This is a genomic window from Cellulomonas algicola, from assembly GCF_003851725.1.
GTDB classification, from domain to species: Bacteria; Actinomycetota; Actinomycetes; order Actinomycetales; family Cellulomonadaceae; genus Cellulomonas; species Cellulomonas algicola.
In genome coordinates, this window is sequence record NZ_BHYL01000186.1 from 1 (window position 1) to 10,831 (window position 10,831).

General features: G+C 77.0%; 6 protein-coding genes. 4 read left to right on the top strand and 2 right to left on the bottom strand.

The annotated features are described in order from the left end of the window. A partial coding sequence (gene efeB, locus CTKZ_RS12220; protein ID WP_124343203.1) for an iron uptake transporter deferrochelatase/peroxidase subunit occupies positions 1-1,348 on the top strand: 1,348 nt, incomplete at its 5' end. A 193-nt stretch (positions 1,349-1,541) separates the two neighbouring features. Further along, positions 1,542-3,545: an endonuclease/exonuclease/phosphatase family protein gene (locus CTKZ_RS12225; protein ID WP_235843465.1), complete on the top strand. Its 2,004-nt coding sequence runs from the start codon at positions 1,542-1,544 to the stop codon at positions 3,543-3,545. Positions 3,546-3,751: 206 nt separating this feature from the next. Here the strand turns inward: CTKZ_RS12225 and CTKZ_RS12230 are convergent, their stop codons facing one another. After that, complete coding sequence (locus CTKZ_RS12230) at positions 3,752-5,212, bottom strand: NAD(P)H-quinone dehydrogenase (RefSeq protein WP_124343204.1); 1,461 nt, start codon at positions 5,210-5,212, stop codon at positions 3,752-3,754. A gap of 130 nt (positions 5,213-5,342) precedes the next feature. On the opposite strand from CTKZ_RS12230, the gene CTKZ_RS12235 reads away from it, so the two are divergent. Further along, positions 5,343-6,194 carry a purine-nucleoside phosphorylase gene (locus tag CTKZ_RS12235; RefSeq protein WP_124343205.1) on the top strand — a complete coding sequence of 284 codons (852 nt, stop codon included), beginning with the start codon at positions 5,343-5,345 and terminating at the stop codon, positions 6,192-6,194. 165 nt (positions 6,195-6,359) lie between these two features. After that, positions 6,360-8,210 carry a phospho-sugar mutase gene (locus CTKZ_RS12240; protein ID WP_124343206.1) on the top strand — a complete coding sequence of 617 codons (1,851 nt, stop codon included), beginning with the start codon at positions 6,360-6,362 and terminating at the stop codon, positions 8,208-8,210. Between the two features lie 111 nt (positions 8,211-8,321). Here CTKZ_RS12240 and CTKZ_RS12245 read toward each other — a convergent pair whose 3' ends face one another. Further along, entirely contained in the window at positions 8,322-10,634 is a 2,313-nt protein-coding gene (locus CTKZ_RS12245) for a DUF6055 domain-containing protein (protein ID WP_124343207.1), read from the bottom strand. Positions 10,635-10,831: the final 197 nt, after the last annotated feature.

Genomic DNA, 10,831 nt, shown 5'->3' on the forward strand with positions numbered 1-10,831 from the left:
GTCCCGGCGCGCGCTGCTGGGCCTCGGCGGGGGTGTCGCGGCAGTCGCCGCGGCCGCGGGGTTCGGCGCGGCGCGCGCGACGACGGCGACCGCGTCGGCCCCGACCGCGAGCGCCGCACCGGGCACGTTCCCCTTCACGGGCGCGCGTCAGGCGGGCATCGCCACGCCCGCGCAGGACCGGTTGTACCTCGCGGCCTTCGACGTCACGACGGACTCGCGCGAGGAGCTCGTCGCGCTGCTGCGCCGCTGGACGACGATCGCCGCCCGGCTCACCCAGGGCCTGTCGGCGGGACCGTTCGGCCCGGCCTCCGGCCCGTACGACGCGCCGCCCGACGACACGGGCGAGGCCGCCGACCTGCCGCCCGCGGGGCTCACGCTCACGTTCGGCTTCGGCCGGTCGCTGTTCGTCGGCACCCCGGCGCCCGACGGCACCCCGGGCACCGACCGGTTCGGCCTCGCCGACCGGCTGCCCGGCGGGCTCCTGGAGCTCCCGCACTTCCCGGGCGACGCGCTCGACCCGGCCCGCAGCGACGGCGACCTGGTCGTGCAGGCGTGCGCCGACGACCCGCAGGTCGCCGTGCACGCGATCCGCAACCTGTCGCGCGCCGCATTCGGTGCGGCCGCGATCCGGTGGACGCAGCTCGGCTACGGGCGCACGTCGTCGACGAGCACCGCGCAGCGCACCCCGCGCAACCTGTTCGGCTTCAAGGACGGCACCGCGAACGTCAAGGCCGAGGAGCACGGCGCGCTCGACGCGCACGTCTGGGTGCCCGAGTCCGCCGCGCAGGACGACGCGGGCGACGGCGTCGACTCGGCGTGGCTCACGGGCGGCACGTACCTCGTCGCGCGGCGCATCCGCATGGTCATCGAGACGTGGGACCGCACGTCGCTGCGCGAGCAGGAGGCGCTCGTCGGCCGCACCAAGGGCGAGGGCGCGCCGCTGTCGGGCGGCACCGAGTTCACCGAGCCCGACTTCGCGGCGACGGGCCGGGCCGACGCACCGCTCATCGCGACGAACAGCCACGTCCGCCTCGCGCACCCCGACCAGAACGACGGCGTGCGCATGCTGCGCCGCGGCTACAACTTCACCGACGGCAACGACGCGCTGGGCCGTCTCGACGCCGGGCTGTTCTTCCTCGCGTTCGTCCGCGACCCGCGCACGCACTACGTGCCGATGCAGAACCGGCTGTCCGCGCAGGACGGGCTCATGGAGTACCTCCAGCACACCGGGTCGGGCCTGTTCGCCGTCCCGCCGGGCGTGCCCGACGGGTCGCTCGTGCTCGGCGCCGACGGCACGCCCGTGACGACGGACGACGGCCCGTTCGTCGGCTCGGCGCTCTTCGCCTGACGACCTTCCGCGCGCCCTCGCGCGGCGACCCGACGCGGGTCCTCGCGGCGCGACGCGCGGCCCCGCACGGCGCCGACCGCCCGACCACGCGGCCGCCTCGCACCGTCCCGCGCACCGTCGTGCGTGGACGGCACGGCCTCGCCACGTCACCCGTCGACGGCCTCCGGCGCCGCGGAGCGGTACCGTGCGGCGCGTGACCACCCCTCCCGCCGGCACCCGCACCTCGACCCCGGCCGGAGGCGGCCCGAGCGCGACCCCGCCGGACGCCGGCACGCCCACGCGCGTGTGGCTCGTCGCGGCGCTCACGGTCGCCACGCTCGAGGCGGTCCGGGCCAGCGGCCCGATGCTCGACCGGTGGTTCGCGGTCGGCACGGCCGCGGCGGGTGGCGCGGCCGTCGCGACGTACGCGGGAGCGGGACTCGTGGCAGCCGTGCTGCTGCTCGCCCGCCGCCGCACCTCGGGCACCCCCGACGCCCGCACGGTCCTCGCCGGTGCGGGCGTCCTGGCCGTCCTGCGGCTCGTCGTGCAGGCGCTCGACGGCCTCGCGCTCGACGTCACCGGGCTGGTCTGGGTGGCCGTCGCGGTCGCGGTGCTGACGCTCGGTGTCGCGCACGTCGCGGGTCGCAGCGGCGGCGCCCGGCAGGCCGCGACCGGGCTCCTCGTCGGGTCCGGGCTGTCGGTGGGCCTCCAGCTGCTGCTCGGCACGTGGGACGCCGTCTGGCGGTCCGGCGCCGTCGGCTGGGCGGTCGCCGCGGCCGTCGCGGTCGCGCCGTTCCTCGTCACGCGCGGGCTCGTCGGCCCGGACGCGTCCCCCGAGCCGACCGGCCGACCCCGCCGCCTGTGGGCGCTCGGGCCGTTCCTCGCCGTCACCGTGATGCTGCTGGCCAACCCGGCCTTCGCGGCGTCGCAGGCCGACGTGCCGCTCGACGTCGCGGGCCTCGTGCTCCTGGGCGCCTCCGCGCTGGGCGCGTGGCCCCTGCTGCGTCCCGACGTGTGGCCCGCCGCCGTGCGCGTCGGTGCCGCGGTGCTGCTCGCGGTCGGCACGGGCGTGAGCCTGTGGACCTCGGGACCCGTCGCGCTCGTCGCGCTCGCCGTCACGCAGGTCGTGGCCGGGCTCGTGGTCGCGACCGTCCTGAGCACGCGCCGCCCGGCCCCGCCCGGGATCCCCCGCACGGCGATCAGCACGGGCTTCGCGGGGCTGGGCGTCGTGCTGCCGCTCCTGCTCTACATGCTCGACTACGACGTGCCGCTGCCGGTCGACAACGCCTGGGTCGTGGTCCTCGCGGCCGCGGTCGTCGGGCTCGCCGGGCTGCGCCGCCGCACGCCCGAGGTCGCCGCGCAGGTCGACGACCCGCCGCTCGACGACGAGAAGGTTCCCGCCCGCGTGAACGCCGCGCGCCTGCTCCTCATCCCGGGCGTCGTGCTGGCCCTGGTCGGCGCGCTCGCGGGCCACCGCGGCTGGAGCACGACCGGCGCGACCGTCCCCGCGGAGGCCGCCGACGGTCCGCTCACCGTCGTCGACTGGAACCTGCACTACGGGGTGTCCCCGCTGACGGCCGTCGACCTCGAGGGTGTCGCGCGCACGATCGAGGCCGCCGACCCCGACGTCGTCACGCTCCAGGAGGTCGAGCGCGGCTGGATCTTCGGCGGGGGCGCCGACATGGCCACGTGGCTCGCGCACCGCCTCGACATGACGATCCGCTTCGCCCCGGCGGCCGACCGGCAGTTCGGCAACGCCGTCCTGGCGCGCTCCGGCCTGACCGACGTGGCCGTCCACCCGCTGCCCTACGGCGCCGGCCCGCAGCAGCGGTCGGCGCTGTCCGTGACCCTCACGACCGCGTCCGGCACCCCGGTGCGCGTCACGTCGGTCCACCTGCAGCACCGCGCGTCGAACACCCCGACGCGGCTCGACCAGCTCGACGCGCTGCTCGCCGCCGAGCCCGTCGCGGGCGCCGCGATCCTCGCGGGCGACCTCAACGCCGAGCCCGGCTCGCCCGAGCTCGGCCTCCTCACCGACGCCGGGTGGGTCAGCGCCGTCGACGAGGCGGGCGACCCGGACGCGCACACCGAGCCGAGCACGGACCCCGCGCACCGCATCGACTGGGTGCTCGGTCAGGGCGTCACGTACACCGCCGCGACCGTGGGCACGTCAACGCTCTCCGACCACCTGCCGGTGACCGCGACGTTCACACCCTGACGGCCCGGCCGCCCACCGCCCGCTCCGCGCTCAGTCCGTACACACCTCGGCCCGAGCACTGCGCTCCGCTCCCGGCGCGTGCCGCTGCACGGCCCGCACCGTCCGCTCCGCTCCGCGCTCAGTCCGTACCCACGTCGGCCCGAGCACTGCGCTCCGCTCCCGGCGCGTGCCGCTGCACGGCCCGCACCGTCCGCTCCGCTCCGCGCTCAGTCCGCGGAACGGTGGAGCATGCGCGCGACCTCGCCGATCGTGCCCGACATGGACGGGTAGACCGTCGAGGCGTCGGCGACCTGGTCGGCCGTGAGGCGGTGCGTCACCGCGAGCGTGAGCGGGAAGATCGACTCGCTCGCACGCGGGCCGACCACGACGGCACCCAGGATCGTGCCGGTCCCCTCGGCGGCGAAGATCTTCACGAACCCGTCGCGCACGCCGAGCATCTTCGCGCGCGGGTTGCGGGCCAGCGGCAGGGTGCTGACGGTGTAGTGCACGCCGAGCTCGGTGAGCCGCGCCTCGGTGGAGCCGACGGTCGCGATCTCGGGCGCGGTGAAGATGTTCGCCGACACCCCGCGCACCGACAGCGGCTTCACGGCGTCGCCGAGCGCGTGCGACATGGCGATGCGCCCCTGCGTCGCGGCGACGGACGCGAGCGGGAAGACGCCCGTCACGTCGCCCGCCGCGTAGACGCCGCGCACGGACGTCCGGGAGACCTTGTCGACCTCGACGTGGCCCGACGGCGTGAGACGCACGCCCGCCTCCTCGAGCCCGAGGCCCGCGGTGGTCGGGATCGAGCCGACGGCGAACAGCACGTGCGACGCCTCGATGACGCGCCCGTCGGCGAGCGACACCTCGACCCGGTCGCCGACGCGGCGCGCACCCGCGGCGCGCGAGCGCGACAGCACGGTCATGCCGCGCGCCTTGAAGACGTCCTCGAGCAGCTGGGCGGCGTCGGCGTCCTCACCCGGCAGGACGCGGTCGCGCGACGACACGAGCGTGACGTCCGCCCCGAGCGACGTGTAGGCGCCCGCGAACTCGGCGCCGGTCACGCCCGACCCGACGACGACGAGCTTCTCGGGCAGCTCCTGCAGGTCGTAGAGCTGCGTCCACGTGAGGATGCGCTCGCCGTCGGGGACGGCCTCGGGCAGGACGCGCGGCGTGGCACCCGTGGACACGAGCACGACGTCGGCGTCGAGCACCTCCTCCTCGCCGTCGGCCGTGGTCGCGACGACGCGCGACGGGCCGTCGAGCCGGCCGTGGCCGAGCACCGTGCGCACGCCCTCGCGGTCCAGGCGGGCGCGGATGTCGGCGGACTGCGCGGCCGCGAGCGCCTTGACGCGCGCGTTGACCGCGGCGAGGTCGATGCTGTGCCGCACGAGCGAGCCGACGCCGGACTCGGCGACCGTCCCGGGCGCCGAGATGCCGTCGAGGCGGATGCCGAGCTCGGGCGCGCGGTCGGCGATCGTCATCCACTCCGCGGTGGCGATGAGGGTCTTCGACGGCACGACGTCGGTCAGCACCGCGGCGCCCCCGAGCCCTGCGCGCTCGACGACGGTGACGTCGGCGCCCAGGCGGCGCGCGACGAGCGCGGCCTCGTAGCCGCCGGGTCCGCCGCCGACGACGACGACGCGGGGCGCTCGGGAACGGTCGGTGTCCTGCGACGGGGTGCTCACGGGTGCCCATTCTGCCTGCCCGGCCCGTCGGCGGCCGTCCGCGCGTCGCCGCCCGGGCCCGCGCACGGCGTCGCACCGCGCGACCGCGACGTCCTGCGTCGGACCCGTCGGTGCGGGCTAGCCTTCGGGCATGAGCGACCTCACCGACGTGCCCGACCTCGACGACCCCGCGACCGACCCGTTCGAGGTGGCCCGCGCGGCCGCCGCGCACCTCGCGAGCGTGACGGGCGTCGCGAAGCACGACGTGGCGCTGGTCCTCGGCTCGGGCTGGGGCGGCGCGGCGGACCTGCTGGGCGAGACGGTCGCCGAGCTGCCGAGCACCGAGGTCCCGGGTTTCAGCGCGGCGGCGGTCGTCGGCCACGTCGGCACGATCCGGTCGATCCGCATCGCGGGCACCCCCGACGACGCCCCGAAGCACGCGCTCGTGCTCGGGTCGCGCACGCACCTCTACGAGGGCCGGGGCGTGCGGCGCGTCGTGCACGGCGTGCGCACGGCGGCGGCCGCGGGTGCGTCGGTGCTGGTGCTGACGAACGGCTGTGGCGGGCTCAACACGGCGTGGGCGCCGGGCACGCCCGTCCTCATCAAGGACCACATCAACCTCACGGCGACGTCCCCGCTCGAGGGCGCGACGTTCGTCGACCTCACCGATCTGTACTCGGCGCGGCTGCGCGACGTCGCCCGCACGGTCGACCCGACGCTCGACGAGGGCGTGTACGTGCAGTTCCGCGGCCCGCACTACGAGACGCCCGCCGAGGTCGCGATGGCCGGCCGGATCGGCGGCGACCTGGTCGGCATGTCGACGACGCTCGAGGCGATCGCCGCCCGGCAGGCCGGGCTCGAGGTCCTGGGCGTGTCCCTCGTGACGAACTTCGGCGCGGGCATCAGCGACCAGCCGCTGTCGCACGCCGAGGTCCTCGCGGCGGGCGCGGCCGCGGGTCCGCGGATCAGCGCGCTGCTCGCGGAGGTCGTCCGGCGCGTCTGACGCCCGCCGCCCGACCACGCACGACCACGCACGACCCCGACGCCCGCGGCCGCCGCACGACCGGCCGCGGGCGTCCGTGCACGTCAGGGACGTCGGCACACGGGCGCGCCACGCCACCGGGACCTTCGGCGGGACCTTCCGCGGCGCTTTCAGTACGTTGGCCCCATGACCGGCGACGTGGTGTGGGCGGACCTCGAGGCGCAGGTGCAGGCGTGGATCGACGACGATCCCGACCCGCGGACGGCGCAGGAGCTGCGCGACCTGCTGACGACGGCCCGCACCGGACCTGTCGGCCTGGCCCCGGGGCAGGAGCCCGACCCGACGCAGCGGCAGGCGCTCGACGCCCGACGCGTCGCCCGCAACGAGCTCGCCGACCGCTTCCAGGGGCTGCTGCAGTTCGGCACGGCCGGTCTCCGCGGGCGCCTCGCGGGCGGTCCGCACCGCATGAACCGCGCGGTCGTCATCCGCGCCGCGTCGGGCATCGCGGACTTCCTGCTGGGCGAGCTCGACGGCGTGACCCCGCCGCCGCGCGTGGTCGTCGGCTACGACGCGCGTCACAACTCGCGCCAGTTCGCGCTCGACACCGCGGGCGTGCTCACCGCGGTCGGCATCGAGGTGCTGCTGCTCCCCGAGGAGCTCCCGACGCCCGTGCTCGCGTTCGCGGTGCGCCATCTCGACGCCGACGCCGGGATCATGGTCACCGCGTCGCACAACCCGCCGCAGGACAACGGCTACAAGGTCTACCTGGGCGGTCGCGTCGTCACCGACGGCGGGCAGGGCGCGCAGATCGTCCCGCCCACGGACACCGCGATCGCCGCCGAGATCGCGCGCGTCCCGTCGGTCGCGTCGGTGCCGCGGGCCGACCACGGCTGGACCGTGCTCGGGCCCGAGGTGCTCGACGCCTACGTCGGCGCGGTCGTGGGGCTCGCCGACCGGTCCCCCGAGGCGCGCGCCGCCGCCAAGAAGCTGCGCGTCGTGCTCACGCCGCTGCACGGCGTCGGCGGGAAGGTCGCGCAGCGCGTGCTCGCCGCGGCCGGCTTCACCGACGTGCTGCTCGTGCCCGAGCAGGAGTTCCCCGACCCGGACTTCCCGTCCGTCGCGTTCCCGAACCCCGAGGAGCCCGGCGCGATCGACCTCGCGATCGGCATGGCGGGCGACGAGAACGCGGACCTGGTGCTCGCGCTCGACCCCGACGCCGACCGGTGCGCCGTGGCCGTCCAGGACCTGCGCACCCGCTCCTACCGCGGCCCCGACACCGCGGGCGCCGAGGGCTGGCGCATGCTGCACGGCGACGAGACCGGCGCGCTGCTGGGCGACCTCGCCGCACGTCGCGCCGCCGCCGCGGGCACCGACCACGCCGTCCTCGCGAGCTCGATCGTCTCGTCGCGCCTGCTCGGCGAGATCGCCACGAGCGCCGGGCTCCGGCACGCGCAGACGCTCACGGGGTTCAAGTGGATCTCCCGCGTCGACGGGCTCGTGTTCGGCTACGAGGAGGCGCTGGGCTACTGCGTCGACCCGGCGCACGTGCGCGACAAGGACGGCATCTCCGCCGCGCTCACCGTCGCCGGGCTCGCGGCGTCGCTCAAGGCGCAGGGCCGCACGCTCGTCGACGCGCTCGACGACCTCGCGCGCACGCACGGCCTGCACCTCACCGACCAGGTGTCGGCACGGTTCGCGGACCTCGCGGACATCGCCGCGACCGTGCAGCGGCTGCGCGAGGCACCGCCGCAGCGCATCGCCGGGGTGCACGTGACGTCCGTGGTCGACCTGGCCGCCGGCACCGACGACGACCGCGACGGCCTGCCCCCGACCGAGGGCCTGCGCCTCTTCACGTCCGACGGGACGCGCGTCGTCGTGCGCCCCAGCGGCACCGAACCCAAGGTGAAGTGCTACCTCGAGGTCGTCGAGCCCGTCCCGGCGGACGCCGACCACGAGGCCGTGGGCCACGCGCGACGTGCGGCGCGCGAACGCCTGGACGCGGTCGCGGCTGACGTCCGCTCGGTGCTCGGGCTGTAGCTCCCCGGGGCGAGGCCCTCGACCCGCCCGCGCTCCCGCTCGCCGGCACGGGGTCCGGGTGCCCCGGGCGCGGCCGTCGACCGGCCGGTGCTGCGGCCGTCGCGTGCGAGGTCAGCGCGTCTGCGCGCAGCCGACGTCGTGCACCGCGCGCGCCACGTCGGGCGTCGGCGCGGTCCCCTGCAGCCCGAACGTCGCGGTCTCGCCGGCACGCAGCGTGCCGTTGTACGACATGTTCTCCGCGGTCACGCTCGAGCCGGACGTGCCGAGCTGCGCGTTCCAGACGGCGGTCACGTTCTTGCCCGCCGGCAGGGTCCACGACACGGCCCAGCCGCTCACGCCCGCCGACCCGGCGGTCACGACGAGCTCGGCCTGGTACCAGGCGCGCCCCTCGCTCTCCCACGTCGTCGTCACACGGTAGGTCGCGGTGCACCCGCCGGCCGTGACCGGCTCGGGCGGCGCGACGCCGCCGTTCGTGCCCCCGCCGTTCGCGGGCGGTGTCGACGGGGTCCCCGCACCGCCCGCACCGGACGGCGGCGCGGTCGGCGGACGCGTGGCCTGCGGCGTCGGCTGCGGCGCCGGCGACGTCCCGGGCTCGGGGGTCGCCGTGACGGGCGGCTGCGCGGGGGCGAGCTGCGGGTCGGAGAACGTGAGCGCGTCCGCCGGCAGGGGCGTCGGCACGGCGTTGACGTCGGCGTGCGGCTGCTGCCCGTCGCACGCGCGCGCGGGCTCGTACGCGACGTAGCCGCCGGCGTCGCACGTGAACCCCACGACGGCGTCCCCGCCGACGACCACCGACCCGCTGAGCCGCGCGGACGAGCGCACGACGGCCATGTCCTTCACGACGGCGTCCCCGCCGACGACGGCGCCGCTCTCGATCCAGGCACGGCCCTCGACGCGCGCGGCCCCGGTGACCCGCGCGTCACCGCGGACGACGGCGTGCGGACCGACCCACGCGGTCGCGTCGACGCGTGCGGCGTCGTCGACCCAGCCGCCCCCGTTGGGGTGCCGGTGCCCGCCGGCCGCGGCGGGCTGCGTCGCCTCGTCGACCACCGTCGCACCGGCGAGCCGGAGCTCGTACGGGTACCGGGGCACGTCGCCGAACCCGCTCGCGGAGTCCACGACGTGCGGCTGCGCGGGCGTGCCCGTCACGACCAGGTACACCTCGCCCTCGCCGTCACGCAGCGAGAACTGGAGCTCGGCGTCGTCGCCCTCGGTGACCGGGCTGTAGCGCGGCGACTCGCCGCCGAGCGCGACGAACCCGACCGACCACCCGGCGTCGGGCGCGGCGCTGTTGCCCCGCAGGCGCACGTGGACGGTGCGCGCTCCCGGCTCGGGCTGGAGGCGGACGACGTTGTAGCCGTAGTCGGAGGGCGCGAACGCGTCGGGCACCCGGTAGTGGCCCGGGTCGTCGGCGACCGCCTCGACGGGCGTGGTCCGGCCCGCGAGCAGCACGGGGTCGAGCGCCGCGACCGCGTCCGCGAGCTCGCGGGACGGCCCGAGGTCCCAGGCGACCGTCCGCATCGCGTACTCGGCGACGCGACGGTTGAGCGCCGACTGCGTGAGGCCGGCGACCCCGCGGTACGCCTCGAGCGCCGTCCGCGTGCCGTCGCCGCCGCGCCAGATGCGGGACACGACCCGGTCGTCGTCGCGCTCCGCGAGGTACTGCAGCAGCAGCCACCCGCCGTCGCCGAGCCGCGCGCTCGACCACGGCAGCGACGGGCTGCGGACCAGGTCGGCGGGGTCACCGATGCCGTCGGCCGCGCTCACGGTCGCGAGGTAGGCCGCGCTCGCGGCCGCGAACGTCCCCGCGGAGTCGCCCGCGACGCCGCCGTCGGGCGACTCGCTGCGCGCGAAGTCGAGGACCATCTCGGCGAAGCCTCGCGCGAGGTCCCACGAGGGGGCCGGCGCGTCCGACCCGCCGCCGCCCGCGAGCGCGGGCACGGTCGCCCGGACCAGGCCGACGCCGCTCTCGACCGCACCGCTCACGGTCCGGGTCTGCGCTGACAGCCCGCCGTGCGCTGCGGGCACGGGCTGCTCGCGGCCTGACCCCGGCCCCTGGGTCCAGGTGCCGTCGACGACGACGACGACCTTCGACTCCGCGATCGCCCCGTCGGGCGCGGCGACCGCGAGCTCGTCGACGGTCGTGTCGTAGAGCGCGTCGAGCGCCGCGACGGTCCGCGCGGGGTCGAAGCGCAGGTCGAGCGTGGCGTGCGTCGGGTCGGCACCGGGCAGGTCGCCCCACGCCAGGACGACGGACTCGCCCTGCCGGACGTGGCCGTCCTCCCACGCCTGGTCCCAGCCGTCCGGGACGACGACGGGCGCGGTGTCGTCGGCGTGCGAGAGCGCGACGGCGACGACTCCCCCTGCGACGAGGACCGGCACGACGAGGGCGGCGACGACCGCGGCGCGTCGGATCCGTGCCATCCCGGCGCGTCCTCCCGTCGATCGCCTCGCCGCGCGGGCAGCGCGACGTGACCGCGCCGGATCGCGCGGCCCGCCCCACTGTCCCGGGGCGGCGAGGCAGGAGTCAATCGACGGGCGTCCCGCATCCGGGTGAATCGGCCGCTCCGGACACCCCCGCGGAGCGCGCGGCAGGCGAGGACCCGGACCGTCCGGGCAGG

Bases quoted from the DNA above. Each gene is read 5' to 3' on its own strand.
- CTKZ_RS12235 (WP_124343205.1), top strand. From the start codon at position 5,343: ATGAGCGACCTCACCGACGTGCCCGACCTCGACGACCCCGCGACCGAC.
- CTKZ_RS12245 (WP_124343207.1), bottom strand. From the start codon at position 10,634: ATGGCACGGATCCGACGCGCCGCGGTCGTCGCCGCCCTCGTCGTGCCG.
- CTKZ_RS12240 (WP_124343206.1), top strand. From the start codon at position 6,360: ATGACCGGCGACGTGGTGTGGGCGGACCTCGAGGCGCAGGTGCAGGCG.